Annotated in this window: 22 protein-coding genes; 16 read left to right on the top strand and 6 right to left on the bottom strand. The window is 55.8% G+C overall.

Annotated elements, in window-relative coordinates; genetic code table 11:
- Window positions 1-96: 96 nt before the first annotated feature.
- The gene (locus QEP11_RS12130; protein ID WP_284336900.1) at window positions 97-570 is read left to right on the top strand and encodes a MaoC family dehydratase; all 474 of its coding nucleotides are present in this window, start codon (window positions 97-99) and stop codon (window positions 568-570) included.
- A 134-nt stretch (window positions 571-704) separates the two neighbouring features.
- Here QEP11_RS12130 and QEP11_RS12125 read toward each other — a convergent pair whose 3' ends face one another.
- The 3 genes from QEP11_RS12125 to QEP11_RS12115 all read right to left on the bottom strand — a co-directional run bounded on the left by QEP11_RS12125 (window position 705) and on the right by QEP11_RS12115 (window position 2,293).
- Entirely contained in the window at window positions 705-1,001 is a 297-nt protein-coding gene (locus tag QEP11_RS12125) for a hypothetical protein (RefSeq protein ID WP_284336899.1), read from the bottom strand.
- Window positions 1,002-1,172: 171 nt separating this feature from the next.
- Entirely contained in the window at window positions 1,173-1,658 is a 486-nt protein-coding gene (gene trmL / locus QEP11_RS12120) for a tRNA (uridine(34)/cytosine(34)/5-carboxymethylaminomethyluridine(34)-2'-O)-methyltransferase TrmL (RefSeq protein WP_284336898.1), read from the bottom strand.
- 41 nt (window positions 1,659-1,699) lie between these two features.
- Window positions 1,700-2,293 (bottom strand): ComF family protein, encoded by a 594-nt coding sequence (locus QEP11_RS12115; protein ID WP_284336897.1) that lies wholly within the window; start codon window positions 2,291-2,293, stop codon window positions 1,700-1,702.
- Window positions 2,294-2,498: 205 nt separating this feature from the next.
- Here QEP11_RS12115 and QEP11_RS12110 point away from each other — a divergent pair, with 205 nt between their 5' ends.
- From QEP11_RS12110 to QEP11_RS12080, 7 genes are all read left to right on the top strand, one after another.
- Entirely contained in the window at window positions 2,499-3,407 is a 909-nt protein-coding gene (locus QEP11_RS12110; protein WP_284336896.1) for a class I SAM-dependent methyltransferase, read from the top strand.
- A gap of 475 nt (window positions 3,408-3,882) precedes the next feature.
- Window positions 3,883-5,502 carry a cytochrome c oxidase subunit II gene (gene coxB / locus QEP11_RS12105; protein WP_284336895.1) on the top strand — a complete coding sequence of 540 codons (1,620 nt, stop codon included), beginning with the start codon at window positions 3,883-3,885 and terminating at the stop codon, window positions 5,500-5,502.
- 35 nt (window positions 5,503-5,537) lie between these two features.
- Entirely contained in the window at window positions 5,538-7,190 is a 1,653-nt protein-coding gene (gene ctaD / locus QEP11_RS12100; protein ID WP_284336894.1) for a cytochrome c oxidase subunit I, read from the top strand.
- Between the two features lie 3 nt (window positions 7,191-7,193).
- Entirely contained in the window at window positions 7,194-7,349 is a 156-nt protein-coding gene (locus tag QEP11_RS12095) for a cytochrome oxidase small assembly protein (protein ID WP_413788722.1), read from the top strand.
- A 15-nt stretch (window positions 7,350-7,364) separates the two neighbouring features.
- Entirely contained in the window at window positions 7,365-7,976 is a 612-nt protein-coding gene (locus tag QEP11_RS12090) for a cytochrome c oxidase assembly protein (protein ID WP_284336893.1), read from the top strand.
- The gene (locus QEP11_RS12085) at window positions 7,973-8,173 is read left to right on the top strand and encodes a DUF2970 domain-containing protein (protein WP_284336892.1); all 201 of its coding nucleotides are present in this window, start codon (window positions 7,973-7,975) and stop codon (window positions 8,171-8,173) included. The genes QEP11_RS12090 and QEP11_RS12085 overlap by 4 nt, the downstream gene beginning before the upstream one ends.
- 55 nt (window positions 8,174-8,228) lie before the next feature.
- The gene (locus QEP11_RS12080) at window positions 8,229-9,110 is read left to right on the top strand and encodes a cytochrome c oxidase subunit 3 (RefSeq protein WP_284336891.1); all 882 of its coding nucleotides are present in this window, start codon (window positions 8,229-8,231) and stop codon (window positions 9,108-9,110) included.
- 187 nt (window positions 9,111-9,297) lie between these two features.
- On the opposite strand, the gene QEP11_RS12075 is transcribed toward QEP11_RS12080, so the two are convergent.
- A complete protein-coding gene (locus tag QEP11_RS12075; RefSeq protein ID WP_284336890.1) occupies window positions 9,298-9,528 on the bottom strand; it encodes a DUF2909 domain-containing protein in 231 nt (76 codons plus the stop codon).
- A gap of 24 nt (window positions 9,529-9,552) precedes the next feature.
- Between QEP11_RS12075 and QEP11_RS12070 the strand changes: the two genes are divergently transcribed.
- The 3 genes from QEP11_RS12070 (at window position 9,553) to QEP11_RS12060 (ending at window position 11,697) form a co-directional block, all read left to right on the top strand.
- Window positions 9,553-10,320: an SURF1 family protein gene (locus QEP11_RS12070; protein ID WP_284336889.1), complete on the top strand. Its 768-nt coding sequence runs from the start codon at window positions 9,553-9,555 to the stop codon at window positions 10,318-10,320.
- Complete coding sequence (locus QEP11_RS12065; RefSeq protein WP_284336888.1) at window positions 10,310-11,005, top strand: hypothetical protein; 696 nt, start codon at window positions 10,310-10,312, stop codon at window positions 11,003-11,005. Before QEP11_RS12070 ends, QEP11_RS12065 begins: the two co-directional genes overlap by 11 nt.
- 74 nt (window positions 11,006-11,079) lie before the next feature.
- A complete protein-coding gene (locus QEP11_RS12060) occupies window positions 11,080-11,697 on the top strand; it encodes an SCO family protein (RefSeq protein ID WP_284336887.1) in 618 nt (205 codons plus the stop codon).
- A gap of 154 nt (window positions 11,698-11,851) precedes the next feature.
- Here QEP11_RS12060 and QEP11_RS12055 read toward each other — a convergent pair whose 3' ends face one another.
- Complete coding sequence (locus QEP11_RS12055; RefSeq protein WP_284336886.1) at window positions 11,852-12,862, bottom strand: Bug family tripartite tricarboxylate transporter substrate binding protein; 1,011 nt, start codon at window positions 12,860-12,862, stop codon at window positions 11,852-11,854.
- Window positions 12,863-12,987: 125 nt separating this feature from the next.
- Window positions 12,988-13,932, bottom strand: coding sequence for an RNA polymerase sigma factor RpoH (gene rpoH / locus QEP11_RS12050; RefSeq protein WP_284336885.1), 945 nt, complete (start codon window positions 13,930-13,932; stop codon window positions 12,988-12,990).
- Window positions 13,933-14,600: 668 nt separating this feature from the next.
- On the opposite strand from rpoH, the gene QEP11_RS12045 reads away from it, so the two are divergent.
- The 5 genes from QEP11_RS12045 to QEP11_RS12025 are packed head-to-tail and all read left to right on the top strand — an operon-like array spanning window position 14,601 to window position 19,181.
- Entirely contained in the window at window positions 14,601-15,608 is a 1,008-nt protein-coding gene (locus QEP11_RS12045; protein WP_413788721.1) for an ABC transporter substrate-binding protein, read from the top strand.
- 23 nt (window positions 15,609-15,631) lie between these two features.
- Window positions 15,632-16,441 carry an ABC transporter permease gene (locus QEP11_RS12040; RefSeq protein WP_284336883.1) on the top strand — a complete coding sequence of 270 codons (810 nt, stop codon included), beginning with the start codon at window positions 15,632-15,634 and terminating at the stop codon, window positions 16,439-16,441.
- A 1-nt stretch (window position 16,442) separates the two neighbouring features.
- On the top strand, window positions 16,443-17,240 hold the full coding sequence (locus tag QEP11_RS12035) for an ABC transporter permease (protein ID WP_284336882.1): 798 nt from the start codon (window positions 16,443-16,445) through the stop codon (window positions 17,238-17,240).
- On the top strand, window positions 17,230-18,291 hold the full coding sequence (locus QEP11_RS12030) for an ABC transporter ATP-binding protein (protein WP_284336881.1): 1,062 nt from the start codon (window positions 17,230-17,232) through the stop codon (window positions 18,289-18,291). The genes QEP11_RS12035 and QEP11_RS12030 overlap by 11 nt, the downstream gene beginning before the upstream one ends.
- A 59-nt stretch (window positions 18,292-18,350) precedes the next feature.
- Window positions 18,351-19,181 carry a phosphodiesterase gene (locus QEP11_RS12025; protein ID WP_284336880.1) on the top strand — a complete coding sequence of 277 codons (831 nt, stop codon included), beginning with the start codon at window positions 18,351-18,353 and terminating at the stop codon, window positions 19,179-19,181.
- Window positions 19,182-19,238: the final 57 nt, after the last annotated feature.

The following is a 19,238-nucleotide window of genomic DNA, read 5'->3' as shown; positions in this document are numbered from 1 at the left end:
TGTCGGCTGTGGTGCTAGGTTTATCGCATGCCCTCAGGGGTAACCCTTGTCGCTCGGCGGACTGGTAATGCGCGACATGCTTTCTAAAGTGCAGGCATGAAAAAAACCTTTCATTCATATGCAGAACTGCGCGCATGCGCAGGCCAGGAGATTGCCGTGACGGACTGGATCACCGTCACGCAGGATCAAATCAATATGTTTGCGGATGCAACGGGGGATCATCAGTGGATCCATGTGGATCCAGTCAAGGCTGCCAAAGGCCCGTTTGGTGCGCCGATTGCGCATGGTTTTTTGTCGCTATCGCTGCTGCCTTTGTTTTTCAGTCAGGCTGTAAAGGTGGAAGGGGCCACCATGGGTGTCAATTACGGGCTTAACAAGGTGCGTTTTCCAGCGCCTGTGCCTGTGAACAGTCGGGTGCGCGCAAGAGTGGGGGTGCAGTCGGTGGAGCCTGTGGGTCCTGATGCGGTGCAGATCACCTGGCTGGTGACCGTGGAGTGTGAAGGTGGTGACAAGCCGGTTTGCGTGGCGGAGTCTCTGTCACGCAGCTATGGCGCACCCATGGGAATCTAAGCCTTCCTTCGGGTCTGGCCCATCCCGGTGCTGGCTGCGCAGGGTGTGGGCCATAGAGGTGGGGGCTTGCACTTGGCATGATGGAATTTGTGAGTGCCACGCACATATTTGCGTGAACTCACAATGCTTGTTTATTAGTCACCGCTAGGAAGCAGGCCTGCGTCGCGTGCGGCTTGCATTTGCGCAATGACGTCAGCGCGGTTGACAGTGGATTGGGTGCTGATTTCATCACGGCGCAGAACCACGGCGTCACCTTGCAAAGTTTGCCCAGCGGCGCGTGCTGCCTGGAAGTCAGCGATCACTTGTGCATGGGTCAAATTGCTGTCGCGGCTAAGCTCATCCGCGCGCAACTGTGTTTGGTCTCCTGCAAATGCAGCAGCAGCGGTAGCGGACAAGGCAATAGCAACACTCATGGTGCGAATGGCAAACATTTTTTTCCCTTTCAGTTATCTAAAAAACCAACGTCCTTAACGACGCATGGTTGATAGATCTCAGGAAAGGGACTTCGGTTCAGTGTTTATTGGTATATACCCTTGAGACACACTGTTGTCATAAATAGGACAGTGGCTGTATGGCGACTGTATGGTTTTTTCAAAAAACACTCAGTGGGCTGCTTGTCCAGATGGCGTCATAAAGCCGTTCTGTCGCCAGGCTTCAAATACAGTCACCGCGACAGCGTTGGAGAGATTCAGACTGCGCTGGCCCTCAAGCATTGGCAGGCGCAGGCGCTGGTCGTTGGGAAAGGACTCACGCAAATCGGCGGCCAGACCACGTGTTTCGCAACCAAAAACGAACCAGTCTCCAGCATGGAACTGCAGGCTGTGCGCTGGCTGGCTGCCATGTGTGGTCATGGCAAACATGCGGCTGCGGTCGGGCTGCATGGTGTCCAGAAAAGCTTGCCAGTTGGCGTGACGGCGTGTGCTGGTGTATTCGTGGTAGTCCAGTCCGGCACGGCGCATGAGGCGGTCTTCCATGGAAAAGCCCAGTGGTTCAATCAGGTGCAACTGGCAGCCGGTATTGGCAGCCAAACGAATGATGTTGCCTGTATTCGGTGGAATCTCAGGCTCAACTAATACGATATGAAACATGGCGGCGTATTGTCCGCTTTTGGGCTTGTCCCTGTCATAACTTACGGTGTACGTGCCATGCACAGTACGCTGACCTCACTGGCGCCTGCCTGGAGCAGACAGTGCGTGGCGACGGATAAGGTGGCGCCTGTCGTCATGACGTCGTCAATCAGCAGCAGTCTGCGGTCTGCAATCGCTGCGCGTTGGGAGGGTGGCACATCAAAGGCTTGGCGTAAGTTGCGCATGCGCTGCGTGCGCGTGAGATCACTCTGGGGTGGCGTGTGGCGTACACGCTGCAGTGCCTGTGGCAAATATTTGCTGGGCTGAAGCTTTTGTGCAAGTTGCGCTGCTGGGTTGTAGCCTCGCTCGCGCAAGCGTGGCCGGGATAAGGGAATCGCCAGTATGGCATCAGCTTGCATCAGCATTTGCTGCACTTTGGGATCTTTTTGCATCCATCGCGCAAAGTGCTGGGCCAAGGCAGCCTGCTGGCCAAACTTCCATTGCGTGATCAGATGGTTCCATGGGTAGCTGTAATCCACCCAGGCGTAGGCGTGCATCCAGACCGGGGCTTGACGCAAGCAAGCGCCGCAGCGTGGCTGCTCGGGACTCAAGCCTGGCAACGACAAAGCGCAGCCTGTGCAGCGCAAAGGCTGCATGTCAAAACGGTGACGGCAGTTGCTGCACAGAATATCAGCACAGGGCCAAGCGCGACAAACCATGCATTGGCTGGGCAGTCGGGGCATTGCCTTCATCCATGAAGAAATCCATATTGGCCAGCGCGGAAGCATGAAGTCAATATACTGCCGCAGCACCTGTCGTCGCCATGCCGTATGGCGGCAGGGTTGTTGAGTGATGCCTTTCATGTCCGAGAATCTTCCTCCCACCATTGATCCCATTGCTGCCGCTCGCTGGCAGCGCGCAGCACCCGCGCAGTCTCCCTGGCTGCATGAAGAGGTGGGGAGGCGCATGGAAGATCGCCTTCAGTGGATTTGCCGCACTCCCAAAAGCTGGTGTGACTGGCAGCCTGTGCGCGGCGGTATGCAAACCCATGCGCTGATTGCCCAGCGCTATCCTCAGGCACAGGCATATGTGGTGGAGACGGAGCCGCGCATGCAGGCTGTGGCCCAGCAGACATGGGGCAAGGCATGGTGGAGTCCATCTCGCTGGACTGGCAACATGACGTTCGTTGAAATTCCAGCGCCCGGCAGCATGGAAATGTTGTGGGCGAACATGTTGCTGCACCATCAGGCGCAGCCCCAGCAGATGCTCAAGGCTTGGCATGAGGCTTTGGCGGTGGATGGCTTTGTCATGTTTTCTTGCCTTGGGCCAGATACGGTCAAAGAGCTGCGTGATCTGTATGCGCGCATGGGCTGGCCTGCAGCGGGGCACAGCTATACCGATATGCACGATTGGGGGGATATGCTGGTTCAGGCTGGTTTTGCCGAGCCCGTGATGGACATGGAGACGATCACGCTGACCTTTGCGACCCCCGAGCGTTTGCTCCAGGAGTTGCGCGAACTGGGTTGCAATCTGCATCCCCAGCGTTTTGCTGGCTTGCGCGGCAAGGCATGGTTGAAGCAATTGCACGCAGCCATGAATGAGTATTTGCGTGTGGACAGCAGCGAAGGCCAGCTTGCCGTGACCTTTGAGCTGGTCTACGGACATGCCTTCAAACCAGCGCCGCGTGTGGCTGTGGAAAGCGAAAGCGCTGTCTCACTGGAGCAAATGCGTAGCATGCTCAAAAAAGGGCGGGAACAGGGTTTGCGATAGCTTCAAACCTGCTTTTGCTGCTTTGATTTAAGACAAAGCAAACTACAATTTTTTCGAACTACTGACAACGAGCACAGACCGATTGGCTAGGTTGTTGTGCAAAGCCAAAGGCCTTCGGGTCTTCAGAGGGAGACGAAATTGGTGTGTCGTTTTGCCTTGATGGCAGGCTTCAGCGCAAAACTTGCGCAGGCCTGCAACGTGCTGGTTTCTATGCGTCCGGTGTGTCTGCGCACATTCGGAACTCAATTCCATCAATTCAAATCAGCGCCACGTCCTACAGCACGTTGTAGTGGTGTCGCTGTTTCCTGCTTGAAATCCCTGTACGCATTTGTTCGCCCGTCTTGCAGACTGCAAGTGTGGCGGCCTGGTGCTGCGTGCCAGGTGCCTTGATTTCCTCGTTTTCTTTGCAAGACTTCGCGCTCTGCTGTCTAGCAGGCGCAACGGAATCCCGGAGGCTCAGACGCAAGTGAGAAGTATGAAAAGCAGCATCTTTCAACTGGTATCTCTGTGTACAGCGGCAACCGCATGGATGGCCAATGCAGCCCACGCCGTGCAGGATTTGCCTGGTGGCCCAGCCGTCAAACAGCTGAACTTGCATCCTCCGGTGACGCGTATTGCGCAGGAGCAGCATTTCTTGCACTGGATGATGCTGTCCATTTGTGTGGTGATTTTTGTAGGCGTGTTTGCGGTGATGTTCTATTCCATCTGGAAGCACCGCAAGTCCCAAGGCGCCAAGGCCGCGAACTTTCATGAGTCTGCAACAGTGGAAGTGATCTGGACGGTCATTCCTTTCATCATCGTGATCCTGATGGCTCTGCCTGCCACCAAAGTGCTGGTGGCGCAAAAAGATACGACCAATGCGGAGCTGACCATCAAGGTCACGGGCTACCAATGGAAGTGGGGCTACGACTATCTCAAAGGACCTGGTGAAGGTCTGAGCTTTTTGTCCACCATCGACAGCAGCCATCGGGCGATGTCAGACAGTGGGGATGTCAGCAACGCACCAAATGATTATTTGTTGCGCGTAGACAATCCACTGGTAGTGCCAGTTGGCAAGAAGGTGCGCATCATCACCACCGCCAATGATGTGATCCACAGTTTCATGGTGCCTGCCTTCGGCATCAAGCAGGATGCCATTCCTGGTTTTGTGCGTGATACCTGGTTCAGGGCCGAAAAGCCCGGAGACTTTTACGGCCAGTGTGCTGAGCTGTGTGGCAAAGAACATGCGTACATGCCCATTCACGTGAAGGTGCTGGATACGGGGGCTTACGCAGCCTGGGTGGAGGAGCAGCAAAAACTGGCAGCTGCCAAAAAGGACGATCCGACCAAGGAGTGGAAACTTGATGAATTGATTGCCCGGGGGGCGAAAGTCTATGCTGCAAACTGCGCCGCATGCCACCAGGCCAATGGCAAGGGCGCAGGAGCCATCAAGCCGCTGGATGGGAGTGCGCTGGTGCAAGGTTCGCTGGCGGAGCCCATGCATGTGGTGCTGGAAGGCCGTGCCAACGGCACCATGCCTTCGTGGAAACAGCTCAACGATGTGGAGCTGGCGGCAGTGCTCACCTATGTCAAGAACAGCTGGAGCAACAAAACAGGTCAGTTGATTCAGCCAGCGCAGTTCACCGAGGCGCGCAATGGCAAGTTTCCGGAAGGTGGAGCGCATGCTGCAGAAGCTGCGCCCGTAACAGCACCTGCAACTGCGCCTGAAGCAGTCCCTTCTGCGCAGACCGCTACGCCTGTTGTGGCCGAGGGGAGTTCGCCGGATGCGGCTGGTGGTGCCATGCCTTTCCAGATTTTCTTTGCCACCGGCCAAAGCGTTTTGGATGACAAAGCACAGGGCATAGCCCAGGAAGCTGCACAGTGGCTGCAGGCCCATGCGGATGTGAAGATTGCGCTATCGGGCTATGTGGATGCCACAGGCAGTGCCGATGTGAATGCAGAGATTGCCAAACAGAGGGCTCAGGCAGTGGCCAAAGCCTTGACGGATGCGGGCATTGCGCCGGAGCGCATTGAGCTGCGAAAGCCCCAGACCATTACCGACAGCAGCGGTGCAGATGAGCAAGCGCGCCGCGTAGATATTGTGGCCGCGCAGTGAGCGCATCGAACAGCAAGCGTTAGGGAGACACGCACATGAGCGCCATTTACCCACCTTCTCACGATACCGCGCAGTCTGGGCATCACGCCCACGAAGATCACCATCATGATCATCACCACGCCACGCCCACAGGCTGGCGGCGCTGGCTTTATGCCACCAACCACAAGGACATTGGCACGCTGTACCTGCTGTTCAGCTTCACCATGTTGATGATTGGTGGCGTGCTGGCACTGTTGATCCGGGCAGAGCTGTTCCAGCCCGGGCTGCAACTGGTGAATCCCGAGCTGTTCAATCAGCTCACCACCATGCACGGCCTGATCATGGTGTTTGGCGCCATCATGCCGGCATTTGTGGGCTTTGCGAACTGGATGCTGCCGCTGCAGATTGGGGCCTCGGATATGGCCTTTGCACGCATGAATAACTTCAGCTTCTGGCTGATGGTGCCAGCCGGGATCATGCTGGTGGCCTCGTTCTTCATGCCCGGTGGCGCGCCTGCGGCTGGCTGGACGCTGTATGCGCCATTGACGCTGCAGATGGGGCCATCCATGGACACCAGCATCTTCGCCATGCACATCATGGGTGCCAGCTCCATCATGGGCTCCATCAACATCATCGTCACGATTTTGAACATGCGCGCGCCCGGCATGACGCTGATGAAGATGCCGATGTTTGCCTGGACGTGGCTGATCACAGCCTATCTGCTGATAGCCGTGATGCCCGTGCTGGCAGGTGCCATCACCATGACGCTGACGGACCGCCACTTCGGCACCAGCTTTTTCAACCCTGCCGGCGGTGGTGATCCGGTGATGTACCAGCACATCTTCTGGTTCTTCGGTCACCCCGAGGTGTACATCATGATCTTGCCAGCGTTCGGCATCATCAGCCAGATCGTGCCTGCTTTCAGCCGCAAGAAGCTGTTTGGCTATGCCTCGATGGTGTATGCCACCAGCTCGATTGCGATCCTGAGCTTCATCGTCTGGGCGCACCACATGTTCACCACAGGCATGCCGGTGACTGGGCAGTTGTTCTTCATGTATTCCACGATGTTGATCTCGGTACCCACTGCGGTGAAGATCTTCAACTGGGTGGCCACCATGTGGCGCGGCTCCATGACCTTTGAGACGCCGATGCTGTTCTCCGTGGGCTTTATCTTTGTGTTCACCATGGGGGGCTTCACAGGGCTGATTCTGTCCATGGCCCCCATCGACATTCAACTCCAGGACACGTATTACGTGGTGGCGCACTTCCACTATGTGCTGGTGGCTGGTTCGCTGTTTTCCATGTTCGCGGCTTATTACTACTGGGCACCCAAATGGACTGGTGTGATGTATTCCGAAACGCGCGGGCGCATCCACTTCTGGGGATCGCTGATCTTTTTCAACATCACCTTCTTTCCGATGCACTTCCTGGGGCTGGCAGGTATGCCTCGCCGTTATGCGGATTACCCCATGCAGTTTGCCGACTTCAATGCGGTAGCTTCGATCGGCGCACTGGGCTTTGGCTTGATGCAGGTGTACTTCTTCCTGGCAGTGGTGCTGCCCGCCATGCGCGGCAAAGGCCCTGCGGCACCGCAAAAGCCTTGGGAGGCTGCGGAGGGTCTGGAGTGGGAAGTGCCCTCGCCAGCGCCGTTCCACACTTTCGAAACCCCTCCCAAACTGGATAGCACAGCCACCCGTGTGATTGGATAAACCATGATTCAAGCGAAACACAGCAACGCCACATCCGAGCACACACAAGCGTGGCATTTGCAACGCCAGCGCAATGTGCGCATGGCCGTGGTGCTGGCGTCCATTGCAGTCACGTTTTTCCTTGGTTTTGTTGGCAAGATGGCGCTGCTCGGTGGCTAAACAGCAGGTCTTGCCATGAGCGCTTACAAACGCCGAGCCAATCTTCAAATGGTCACCAAGTTACTGGTGATCACGGTGGGAATGTTTGCCTTCGGATACGCGCTCATCCCCATCTACAAGCATGTGTGCGAGGCACTGGGCATCAATATCCTCAGCATTTCGGAGCGACAGGTGCCAGGTAATGGCGTGGTGGGCAAACTGCCTGCGAACACCCAGGTGGATGCCAGCCGCACCATCACGGTGGAGTTCGATGCCAATGCGCGCGGGCCATGGGATTTCAAGCCGGAAAAAGTCTCCATGCAGGTACACCCTGGCGAGCTGGCAACGGTGATGTACGAGTTCCAGAACGTGCAGGACCGTGCCATGGCTGCGCAGGCCATCCCCAGCTATGCACCGCGCAATGCCGCTCCGCACTTCACCAAGCTGGAATGCTTTTGCTTCAACCAGTATGAGCTGCAGCCTGGCGAGAAAAAGGAATGGCCGGTGGCGTTTGTGATCGATCCCAAGCTGCCCAAGGATGTGACCACCATCACCTTGAGCTACACCTTCTTCGAAGTGGGTGGCCGCGTGCCTGCTGCGCCGGTAGCGTCCCAGCAAGTGACGCACAAGGAGGGAGAAGCGTCTTGAAGCAGCCTGCACCTCGGCCACCTTCACTCTGGCGCTCCATCCTTGCGATGGGCTGGGCATTGCTGGGGGTGCGCAAAGGCAGTGAATGGCGCAAGGACTCCGCGCAAATCCGACCATTGCAGATCGTAGCGGTCGGTGTTGTGGCTATTTTTGTGTTTGTGTTGCTGTTGATAGCAATCGTGAATTGGGTGGTTTAGCGCGCAGCGCTGAGCCAATACGCAATGGTTGAGATGCGTGATGACAGGAGCTGATATGGGTACACCGCAAACTGCAAGCACACCGTACTACTATGTTCCCGCGGAGTCTGGCTACCCTATCTGGGCGGCTGCCGGACTGTTCTTCGTGGTGCTGGGCGCCGGCATGTGGGTCAACGGCCATCAATGGGGCATGTGGAGTTTTGTTTTTGGATTGTCGTGGTGGCTGCTGGTGTTGTACCGCTGGTTCCGCACCGCAGCCATTGAAAGCGAGCGCGGGCTGCTCGGTCGCAAGATTGATCTGTCTTACCGCTGGAGCATGAGCTGGTTCATCTTTTCGGAGGTGATGTTCTTTGGCGCATTTTTCACTGCCCTGTGGTGGGGGCGGGCGCATTCGGTTCCGGAACTTGGAAGTCTGGAGAACTCCTTGCTCTGGCCCGGTTTCAGTGCTGTATGGCCGAGTGTGCAGCCGGGCGCAACAGCATCACCAGCGGGCACAGTAGAGGTTTTTCAGACCGTCGGGCCTTTTTGGTTGCCTACCATCAATACCGCATTGTTGCTGACATCGGGCGTCACGCTCACCATCGCTCACCATGCGCTGCGTTTGGGGCAACGGGCCAAAACTATTGGCTTTATGTGGGTGACAGTGCTGCTGGGCATTACCTTCCTGTGCGTGCAAGGCTATGAGTACTACCACCTGTATACGGACCTGAACCTTAAGATGTCATCGGGCATTTTTGGTTCCACTTTTTACATGCTCACGGGCTTTCACGGTTTCCACGTGTTTGTCGGCATGCTGATGCTGCTGTTCATCACCTTGCGTTTGCAAAGTGGCCATTTCACAGCACAGCGGCATTTCGGTTTTGAAGGTGCAGCCTGGTACTGGCACTTTGTGGACGTGGTGTGGCTGTTCCTCTATATCTTGGTCTACTGGATGTGAACGGTGGCGGCCAGTCCGCCATCCGCCGCATGGCAATGTCGCCCTGAGAGACTTGCTGAGAGTGGATGGCATTCAATCAGGGCGGGCAGCTAACCTTGGCCAGTACAGATTCCAATACCAAAAAGCGTATTGCAATTCACAGGGCTTCAATGCAGCAAGCTTGGTGCAGCAGGCTTGCCTGGCCATTTCATCGTGCGGAAGTCCATCCCGTTGGCTGTATGTACCCAAGTTTCCAGGCCAGCAACAGGCATACAAACAAGGTCACCGAAAGCAATACGCGTACGGTCAGTGCGCGTGCCATGTTGCGACTGCGCTGCGTGTCGTTGTGGTCGGAGCCTGGTTTGCGCAGCATGAAAACACCAGCGGCTGCCAAGCTTGCCAAAATGGCAAATCCCATGAGTACGATGACAATGTCCATGCTTGCCATTATGAGAGGCTGTGAATGACGCGCAAGAGGGGCAATCTGCGGTGGTGGATCGCCACGGTGATGGGTAGCGTGGGTGTGTGTTTGGGCGTAGCGCTAGGCTGCTGGCAGCTGGATCGTGCAGCGCAGAAAACCGAGCTATTTGAATCCATGCAAGCGCGATCAGCTGCACCGGTGTTGGATGCCGGGGCTGTGCGTGAGAGCCTGTCGCAAGGTGAGGACGTGTGGAGTGCCTTGCTGCATCGCTCCGTGCAGCTGCAAGGCCGCTGGCTGGCAGAGCACACCGTCTATTTGGACAACCGGCAGATGAATGGACGAACCGGTTTTTATGTCTTTACACCGCTGCAATTGTCCCAAGGCGACGTGGTGCTGGTGCAGCGCGGTTGGCTGGCACGCAATTTTCAAGACCGAATGGCTCTGCCTCCTCTGGAAACACCAAGTGGGCCGGTACAAGTGAGTGCACGGCTGGCAGGCGCACCTGGACGCGTGTATGCCTTGGGACGGGATATGGTTGAACAGAATGCCCAGCCAGACATTCGACAAAATCTGGATATGGTCGCTTTCAGCCAACAATCTGGCCTGACGCTGTGGCCTTTGACCGTGGTGCAAACCGATGCCGACAGCGAAGGCTTGTTGCGCAATTGGCCGCAGGTGAATAGCGGTGTTGCCACGCACCACGGTTATGCCTTTCAATGGTTTGCCATTGCAACCGTGCTGGCTGGCATGTTGCTGTGGTTTCAATTTCTAAAGCCCACCCGCAGAAAACAAGAACGCAATGCCACCTGAACCTACCGAATTGCATCCTCTTGGATTGACGGTGCACAACCCGCCCAGCATGCAAACCCTGTCGCAAGGTGTGCACTACAGCGGCCGCCAGCGCAAAGGGCGCTGGAAAATGCTGGCTGTGTTGGTAGTGTGTGCAGCCCCCGTGGTCGCATCCTATCTGACTTACTATGTGATTCGCCCAGAAGGGCGACGTAACTTTGGGGAACTGATTGAACCACAGCAGGCCATGCCTGAGGGCCTGATGGCAAGTACGCTGGATGGTCAGACTGTGCCGCTTTCCAGCCTCAAGGGGCAGTGGTTGCTGCTCAGTACGTCCTCCGCAGCGTGCAATGCGCAATGTGAAGAACACCTGTATTTGCAGCGCCAGCTGAGGGAAGGGCTCGGCCGTGAGAAAGATCGCTTGGACTGGGTATGGCTGATTCAGGATGGGCAGCAACCATCTCCAGCATTGAAAAATGCTTTGCAGACTGCGCAAGTGTTGCAGGTTGACGCGCAGCGTCTGAGTACCTGGCTGCAGCCTGCTGCAGACGCGCAACTCTCGGATCATTTGTATGTGATAGACCCGCAAGGCAACTGGATGATGCGCTTTCCCCCAGGCATGGACAAAGGCAGCGCATCGAAAGTCAAGCGTGATCTGGAGCGCCTGTTACGTGCTTCTGCTTCCTGGGATCAAGCGGGACGCTAAATCTTTCAGTCCGGAATTTATGGAGGTATTTGGCTTTGCGGTTATGGTTAGGGGATTGACGGAGTGAGATTGCCATGCACAGAAGACACGCTTTGCATACCTTGATGCTGGGTGCAACGACCATGACTGCAGCTTCCCTGTTGATGGGCTGCAAACCTCAAAAAATCAGCTTTGAAGGTGTAGACATCACGGGAGCCCTTTACGGAAAGGACTTTCCCCTGCCGGATGCGCAGGGCAAGCTGCGCTCGGTACACGAGTTTGCAGGCAAAGTGGTTGTGATCTTTTTTGGCTATACCCAGTGCCCTGATGTATGCCCTACCACCTTGCAAGAACTGGTGGAAGTGAAAACGCTGCTGGGCGCGCAGGGAGATCGTGTGCAGGGCGTGTTTGTATCGCTGGATCCCGAGCGCGATACCCCTGAAGTTCTGCAAGCTTACGCGCAAGCTTTTGACCCGGACATGGTGGCGCTGACCGGTACGCCCGAGCAAATTGCAGCTGTCGCCAAGGACTTCAAAGTGTTTTACAAAAAGGTTGAAGGCAAGCAGCCCGGCAGTTACACCCTGGACCACTCCGCAGGCATGTATGTCTACGACCCCAAAGGGCAGCTGCGCGTGTACCACCGCTATGGTCAGGGTGCGCAAGCACTGGCCAAGGATGCGAAGTCGCTGCTGGACGAGGCTGCTGCGGCATAACGTGCCATGCGCAGTGCATATACCTGAGGAGCAGCAGTGCCCCGGTATCTCCATTTCTGTTGAGATGATCTGATCTGATGTGCTCGGCGCGCAGGAAAGGCAGAAATAGAAAAGCCACCTATTACGGTGGCTTTTTGCTGTGCCAGTTTGGGTCTTACTGGTTGCTGATTTTCTGCTCTTTGATCAGGCGGCTCAGCTCCTGCGTATCTTTCTGAATGCGGTTGGACAAGCCTTGGGCAGAGGTGCCAACCATTTGCCAGCCTTGCTGGAAAAGTTTTTCGCGCACTTCGGGGGTGCGTGCAATTTCAACCAACATATTAGCCAACTTGGCTTGGATAGCCTCTGGCATGCCCATGGGGGCTGCAAAAGCATTCCACATTTGCAGGTCCAGATTGATGCCAAGTTCGGCCATGCTCGGCACATTGGGGGCCAATGGGCTGCGGCCATTGGAAGTCACGCCGATGAGGCGAATCTTGCCCGTTTGTGCCTGAGACAAGGCAAGGGCAGGGGGCAGCATGGCCATCTGCAATTGGCCGCTGCCCATCGCCATGGCTACCTGAGGGTAGCTGTTGTAGGGTATATGCACGGGGTTGATGCCGCTGCGCGCCTTCAGCAACTCGGTGCCCAGGTGGCCAATGGTGCCTATTCCGGGCGTGCCATAGCTCCACTTGTCACCTGCAGCCTTGGCGGCCGCAAAGAATGCCTTGCTGCCGGCATCCTTGGGAACACCGGCTTGCTCAATTGGGGCAGTCAGTACCAGAGGCGATACGCCCACCAGGGTCAGCGGAGCCAGATCCTTGAGCGGGTCGTAAGGCGCTGCAGGGTTGAGGATTTTGGCAATCGTCATATTGCCGTTGATCATCAAGCCAATGGTGTGATCATCCTTGGCTCGTGCCACTTCAGCTGCGCCAATGTTGCCACCAGCACCTGCTTTGTTTTCCACAATCACGGGCTGTCCCAGCAGCTTGGACAACGGCTCGGAAAAAGTGCGTGCAGTCAGATCTGGGGAGGAGCCTCCGGGAAAGCCCACCACGATGCGGACTGGCTTGGTGGGCCAGTTGGCCGCTGTCGAGGCGGCGAACACAGAAGTGGTAGCAGCTGTGGCAACCAAGGCTGTGGTGGCAGCCAACATCGTGCGACGGGCAATGGATGGGAGGTAAGTCATGATTTCTATGCAGAAAAACTGCGAGATTTTTTTATTAGCCGCAGGAAAAAAGAAAGCCCAGAAATTATCCGGGCTTGCTTGGACATAAATCTGGCATTTTTATACCAGACCATGCAGGAACGTTCTTATGCGAACTCAATCAACGCTTTTTTCATCTTTTTCATGGCTGCCACTTCAATCTGACGAATGCGCTCTGCGCTCACACCATATTCTGCGGCCAGCTCATGCAGCGTCATGCCACCAGATCCATCGTCGTTCACCTTGAGCCAGCGCTCTTCCACGATGCGGCGGCTACGCTCATCCAGCATCTCAAGGGCCTGGGCAATGCCATCGGTAGCCAAGACATCACGCTGCTGGCTTTCGATCATGCTGGTGGGCTCGTGCGAGGCATCCGACAGATAGGCGATGGGGCCAAAAGCGTGCTCACCGTCATCATTAGGGCTGGGGTCCAGCAACACATCACCACCGGACAAGCGCGTTTCCATCTCCATGACTTCTTCGGGCTTGACGTTGAGTTTGGCGGCCATGGCATCGATTTGCTGGGCGGTCAGCGTCTCGCGCAGAGCCAGTTCATCGTCCATCGCAGCATCGGCCTGCATGCCTTGCTTGAGTGAGCGCAGGTTGAAGAACAGTTTGCGCTGGGCCTTGGTGGTGGCCACTTTCACCATGCGCCAGTTCTTCAGAATGTATTCGTGAATCTCTGCCTTGATCCAGTGCATGGCGTAGCTGACCAGGCGCACATTCTGTGCCGGGTCAAAGCGTTTGACAGCCTTCATCAGACCCACATTGCCTTCCTGAATCAGGTCGCCGTGTGGCAGACCATAGCCCAAATACTGGCGCGAGATGGAAACCACCAGGCGCAGGTGAGACATGATCAAACGCCCAGCGGCGTCAAGATCGTTGTGTTCTTTGAGTTTGCGAGCGTAGTCCTGCTCTTCCTCCTGGGTGAGCATGGGCAGACGATTGACCGCTGTGATGTAAGCGTCCAAATTGCCAAGCGGCGGCACCAAGGCCCAAGGATTTGCGGGTGCCAAGGCCGAAGCAGCAAGGGTGCCGGTTTGGGTTGTCATTGCAATCATCCTTTCATCCAATGCTTCATATTAGCACTCTATGTGATGGAGTGCTAAAGCATAAGTTCCCTGAGTCTTTGTCAGGGGATGTAGATCGATAGCATCTTAGGCCGACTACACATCGGTCCCGGCCAGATACCATTACCTCAATGGCTCAGGGCAGTTTATCGTTCTTGTGCGACAAAACTTCAACTGCGGCTGTGCCACCAGCATGTTGCGCATGCTCCGGTGGCAAGAGACCTTACTGGACACCACTATGCACTATGGATTTTGCCTGGAGTGATCCATCCAGAAGCGGTTTTGATTGGCTGAACTGCTGAGCCAGTGCTGGCTACCAGGCTGCTGAAGGCAATTGCTCAAGGCATTGATGCTTGTGCTCTGGCAAGCCTGGCCAGTGCACAGTCTTTTCAGATATGGAGAAAAAAGAAAAATGGAAAGTAGTTGAATAATATATGGAATATTAATATTCCTCTTATTAATAAATTTCAAAACAAATTGTTTGTGAGTGTTTGCTTTCAATGGTTTGATATTCTTTGAGGCAGAGGGTTTCATCAATCTGTCTTGAAAATGAAATCATTACGAAATATTTGATTTCTACACTCAGATGTTCCTGGGGGAAACCCTTGATTCATATCTTGCATATGTTTTAAACGTTTGAGAGTTATTCAATGTTTCACACAAAAATCAAATCTTTAGCAGCCGCAGTACTTATGTCCTGTACGCTGGGCCAAGCCATGGCACAGAATGCTGTTTGCTACAACTGCCCGGTGGAGTGGGCGGATTGGGGTACACAGATTAAAAATATCAAGGCAGATATAGGTATAACTGTTCCGCCAGATAATAAAAACTCGGGTCAATCCTTGGCGCAGTTGGTGGCAGAGAAATCCAGTCCTGTTGCTGATTTCGCCTATTGGGGGGTGACATTTGCTATTCAGGCTCAAAAAGAAGGTGTGGTTACCGGTTATAAGCCAGCACATTGGGATGAAATCCCGGTAGACCTCAAGGCAGAGAATGGCGAATGGTTTGCCACGCACTCTGGTACCTTGGGCTTCATGGTCAATACCAAGGCGCTCAATGGAAAGCCTGTTCCACAGTCTTGGTCCGATTTGCTCAAGCCTGAATACAAGGGCTTGATTGCTTACTTGGATCCTACCTCGGCATTTGTTGGATATGTGGGGGCCGTGGCAGTGAATGAGGCTCTGGGTGGCAGTTTTGACAACTTTGATCCGGCCATCAACTTCTTCAAGCAGTTGAAGGCTAATCAGCCGATTGTTCCCAAGGTCACCTCGTATGCACGTTTGCTGTCTGGTGAGTTTGGCATTTTGCTGGACTATGACTTCAGCGCCTACCGTGCCAAATACAAAGACAAGGGTGATGTGGAGTTTGTGATTCCCAAGGAAGGCACTGTCGCCATGCCGTATGTAGTGAGTCTTGTGAAAAACAGCCCGAACCCGGACAACGGCAAAAAGGTGCTGGACTACATCATGTCTGACAAGGGGCAATCCATGTGGGCGGGTGCGTACTTGCGACCAGTGCGCAATGTGGATGTACCCAAAGAGATTGCAAGCCAATTCCTGCCTGCTACCGAGTACCAGCGTGTCAAAGCGGTGAACTACCAAAAGATGGCAGCGGTGCAGCAGGATTTCTCACGTCGCTACCAGCGCGAAGTGCGCTGACTGGATGTCTCTCAGGTTGTTGCATGACATCTTCTCGGTTTGTTTTGCTTGCCTGCAGTGCGCCGGCAGTGGCTTTCTTCGTCGCATTCTGGGTCATCCCTGCTGTGACGTTGTTGCTGCTGCCAGCACAGCAGGGCATGAGCACCTACTTCGTCTCTTTCACTGACCCGGTGTATCTGCAAGTGCTGTGGCACACGGTCTTGCTTTCATTGGTGGTGACGGCGGCGACCCTGGTCTTGGGTGCTTTGACGGGCGTGGCACTGGCACGTGCGCAATTCGTGGGCAAATCACTGCTCATGTCCCTGCTGACACTGCCGCTGTCTTTTGCGGGCGTGATTATTGGCTTTTACATCATCTTGATGGGTGGAAGACAAGGTATGCTGGCCTGGCTGAGTCAGCAGCTTGGCGCAGAGCCGGTGATATTTGCCTACGGCTTTTTGGGGCTGTTCTTGGGTTATCTGTACTTTTCCTTGCCACGCGCCATTGCCTCCTATACGGCTTCAGCGGAATCCATGGATGCGCACCTGGAAGAAGCGGCCAGATCTTTGGGGGCCTCGCGTTGGCAGGTGGTGCGCGATGTGTGGTGGCCCCAGTTGATGCCAACCACGATGGCCACAGGTGGCATTGTGTTTGCCACTGCGGTGGGAGCTTTTGGCACGGCGTTCACCTTGTCAAGCAATTTTGAGGTGCTGCCCATCACCATCTACAACGAATTCACCAACTACGCCAACTTTGCGCTGGCTGCATCGCTGTCCATCACTTTAGGTCTGGTGACGTGGGTGGTGCTTTGGGGCGCGCGCAAGCTGGCGGGCCCTGCAGCAGGAGGGGTGTGAGATGCGCGGACACCAAAAACTCTCTCTTTTGCAAATGCTGCTGATCGCATTGGTGGCATTGTTCATCGTGACTCCCATCGCTGTCTCGGTCTATGTCGGTTTGATGGGGGACTATGTACAGGGCATATCCAGTGGGTTGACCACCAAGTGGGTGCGAGAGGTGTGGCTGAACTATGGCAATACCGTCGTGAACTCAGTGGTTTTGGCCCTGCTGTGCGTGTTGCTGTGTTTGCTGCTGGGTGTGCCATGTGCATATGCGCTTGCACGCAGCCGCTCTGGATGGGCGCGTCAGTTTGAAGAGGTTCTGACGCTGCCGGTGGCGATTCCGGGTCTGGCCAGTGCGTTGGCGCTGATTCTGGCCTACGGCAGCATCACCGTCTTCCGCCAAAGCTATGGATTCATTCTGGTAGGGCACGTGGTTTTTACGCTGCCATTTCTGGTGCGGATTGTGGCTGCAGCGTTTCGTCGCAGTGAGCTGCTTGCCCTGGAAGAGGCCGCGCGTTCACTGGGAGCGTCCTTCATGCAACGGTTCTTGGGTGTGCTGGTGCCAGCTGTGCTGCCTTCCATCATTGCTGCTGCACTGATGGTATTCACGCTTTCTGTGGGTGAGTTCAATCTCACCTGGATGCTGCACACGCCGATGACGCGCACCTTGCCTGTGGGCTTGGCAGACACCTATGCCTCCATGCGTATCGAGATCGGTTCTGCCTACACCATCATCTTTCTATTGGTGATTCTGCCGGTGCTGTGGGGCTTTCAGATGGCCCAGAAAATGATTGAGAAACACTATGGCCAATAACAACAAGACCAGTATCGAAATTCGCAACTGTGCCAAAACCTATCCTGATGGCACCAAGGGGCTGCAAGCCACCAATTTGCACATCGAACCTGGGGAAGTGCTGGCGCTGCTTGGTCCGTCGGGCTGTGGCAAGACGACGTTGCTGCGCATTATTGCGGGGCTGGAAACGCCGGATGCCGGAAGCTATCTGGGCTTTGACACGCAAGAGGTGACACATTTGCCTATTGAGCGGCGCCAGGTGGGGATGATGTTTCAGCACTATGCGCTGTTTCCGCAAATGTCCGTCTACAGCAATATTGCTTACGGACTGAAAATTCGCAATGTTCCCGAGGCACAGCTGCGTGCCAAGGTCAATGATCTGATTGATCTGGTAAGGCTCAATGGGCTGGAAAAGCGTCGTCCCTCGGAACTCTCTGGCGGACAGCGGCAGCGTGTGGCACTGGCCCGTGCAGTGGCGTGCCAGCCACGTGTGCTGCTTCTGGATGAACCGCTGACCGCACTGGATGCCAAGCTCAAGGAGTCGCTGCGCGATGAGCTGGCGCAGATGCTGCGGCAGTTGCAGATCACCGCCGTGCACGTGACCCACGACCAGCAAGAAGCACTGGCCATTGCAGACCGCATGGCCATCATGCAGTCAGGGCGCATCCTGCAGGTGGGCGATGGCGAAACGCTGTATCGCACGCCACAGCATCCTTTTGTGGCCTCGTTTCTAGGCCGTGTCAATCATGTGCAGCGCACGCCCGAGCAAGCACGCGGCAACACGTTGCAGCTGGGTGATGTGGCGTGGACATGCCCGCCAGCGTGTCAGGGAGTTGACACGCTCTTGGTGCGACCAGAAGACATCGAAGTCTGTGCCCCCGGGGAGAACCAGGCTGCACTGGCCATGGTGCAGCGTCGTCTGTTCCTGGGAGATCGTGTGCAGCTGACGGTGCAGCTGGCTGCGCATGGCACACCGTGGCTGGTGGATGTTGCACGTGACCATCGTGCGCAAGTGGGTGATGCGATTGGTGTGTTCATCGCGCCGCATCGCTGGATGCCCTTGCATGTGTGATGCAGCCAATACCACCAATGGGCGCCAGCGCCCGGCCTGACCTGAAAGAAGTGACAGATATGCTCGTGCAACTGAGTGACTTGCACATCCGTGCTCCGGGTGTGCTGACCTACAAACGCATTGACACCTCGGTGTATACCCAACGCGCGGTCGACAAGGTGTTGTCCTTGCCCGCATTGCCAGCAGCCGCGGTCATGACTGGAGACCTCACCGACTTTGGTGGCGCAGCAGAATATGCCCATCTGGAGCAACTGCTGCAGCCTTTGATGGCGCAAATGCCCGTGTACTTGGTGATGGGCAACCACGATCAGGCGACGGCCTTACGCGCACAGTTTCCGCAGATGGCGCATCTGCATGCAGGGCCGGGTGACTTTGTGCAGTACGCCGTGTATGTGGGGGGCATGCGTCTGGTGGTCCTGGATACCACGGTGCCTGGCGAGCACTATGGCTGTCTGTGTGCATTGCGTTTGCAGTGGCTGGCTGATACCTTGGCGCAAGATGCGCAGACGCCGACCGTGATTGCCATGCACCACCCGCCATTTGAAACCATGTTCGGGCCCATGGATGCTTTTGGTCTGTTGCAAGGCCGTGAGGCTCTGGCTGAGATCGTGCGTGCTGCAGGTAATGTCCAGCGCATTGTTTGTGGTCATCTGCACCGCAGCATTCAATGCGGTTTTGCTGGCACTGTCGCCATGACGGCTCCCTCGGTTGCTCACCAGCTGCATTTTGAACTGGGCAAAGTGGCGCAATCAGCGTGGAACCTTGAGCCAGCTGCTTTCGTACTGCACGCGATGAACAGCCAGCAGCAAATCGTCAGCCACACCGTGACTACGGTGGAAAGTGCAGGGCCTTATCCGTTCTGGGATGCGCAGGGCAAGCTGATCGACTGATTTCCAGCAACTCTCAGCAATCATCAGCAGCCTGTGGTGAACGCTGCAACCTGGTTT

Source organism: Comamonas halotolerans (assembly GCF_030162935.1).
GTDB lineage: Bacteria > Pseudomonadota > Gammaproteobacteria > Burkholderiales > Burkholderiaceae_C > Comamonas > Comamonas halotolerans.
This window is presented reverse-complemented; position numbering and strand designations above follow the sequence as displayed.

What these genes read in the sequence shown, in the direction of transcription:
- QEP11_RS12090 (WP_284336893.1), top strand. Translation starts at nt 7,365, where the DNA reads ATGAGCGCTTACAAACGCCGAGCCAATCTTCAAATGGTCACCAAGTTA.
- QEP11_RS12060 (WP_284336887.1), top strand. Translation starts at nt 11,080, where the DNA reads ATGCACAGAAGACACGCTTTGCATACCTTGATGCTGGGTGCAACGACC.
- QEP11_RS12025 (WP_284336880.1), top strand. Translation starts at nt 18,351, where the DNA reads ATGCTCGTGCAACTGAGTGACTTGCACATCCGTGCTCCGGGTGTGCTG.
- QEP11_RS12035 (WP_284336882.1), top strand. Translation starts at nt 16,443, where the DNA reads ATGCGCGGACACCAAAAACTCTCTCTTTTGCAAATGCTGCTGATCGCA.
- QEP11_RS12130 (WP_284336900.1), top strand. Translation starts at nt 97, where the DNA reads ATGAAAAAAACCTTTCATTCATATGCAGAACTGCGCGCATGCGCAGGC.
- QEP11_RS12070 (WP_284336889.1), top strand. Translation starts at nt 9,553, where the DNA reads ATGACGCGCAAGAGGGGCAATCTGCGGTGGTGGATCGCCACGGTGATG.
- QEP11_RS12055 (WP_284336886.1), bottom strand. Translation starts at nt 12,862, where the DNA reads ATGACTTACCTCCCATCCATTGCCCGTCGCACGATGTTGGCTGCCACC.
- QEP11_RS12075 (WP_284336890.1), bottom strand. Translation starts at nt 9,528, where the DNA reads ATGGACATTGTCATCGTACTCATGGGATTTGCCATTTTGGCAAGCTTG.
- QEP11_RS12065 (WP_284336888.1), top strand. Translation starts at nt 10,310, where the DNA reads ATGCCACCTGAACCTACCGAATTGCATCCTCTTGGATTGACGGTGCAC.
- QEP11_RS12040 (WP_284336883.1), top strand. Translation starts at nt 15,632, where the DNA reads ATGACATCTTCTCGGTTTGTTTTGCTTGCCTGCAGTGCGCCGGCAGTG.
- QEP11_RS12045 (WP_413788721.1), top strand. Translation starts at nt 14,601, where the DNA reads ATGTTTCACACAAAAATCAAATCTTTAGCAGCCGCAGTACTTATGTCC.
- QEP11_RS12125 (WP_284336899.1), bottom strand. Translation starts at nt 1,001, where the DNA reads ATGTTTGCCATTCGCACCATGAGTGTTGCTATTGCCTTGTCCGCTACC.
- rpoH (WP_284336885.1), bottom strand. Translation starts at nt 13,932, where the DNA reads ATGACAACCCAAACCGGCACCCTTGCTGCTTCGGCCTTGGCACCCGCA.
- QEP11_RS12115 (WP_284336897.1), bottom strand. Translation starts at nt 2,293, where the DNA reads ATGCAGCCTTTGCGCTGCACAGGCTGCGCTTTGTCGTTGCCAGGCTTG.
- QEP11_RS12030 (WP_284336881.1), top strand. Translation starts at nt 17,230, where the DNA reads ATGGCCAATAACAACAAGACCAGTATCGAAATTCGCAACTGTGCCAAA.
- trmL (WP_284336898.1), bottom strand. Translation starts at nt 1,658, where the DNA reads ATGTTTCATATCGTATTAGTTGAGCCTGAGATTCCACCGAATACAGGC.
- coxB (WP_284336895.1), top strand. Translation starts at nt 3,883, where the DNA reads ATGAAAAGCAGCATCTTTCAACTGGTATCTCTGTGTACAGCGGCAACC.
- QEP11_RS12080 (WP_284336891.1), top strand. Translation starts at nt 8,229, where the DNA reads ATGGGTACACCGCAAACTGCAAGCACACCGTACTACTATGTTCCCGCG.
- QEP11_RS12110 (WP_284336896.1), top strand. Translation starts at nt 2,499, where the DNA reads ATGTCCGAGAATCTTCCTCCCACCATTGATCCCATTGCTGCCGCTCGC.
- QEP11_RS12095 (WP_413788722.1), top strand. Translation starts at nt 7,194, where the DNA reads ATGATTCAAGCGAAACACAGCAACGCCACATCCGAGCACACACAAGCG.
- ctaD (WP_284336894.1), top strand. Translation starts at nt 5,538, where the DNA reads ATGAGCGCCATTTACCCACCTTCTCACGATACCGCGCAGTCTGGGCAT.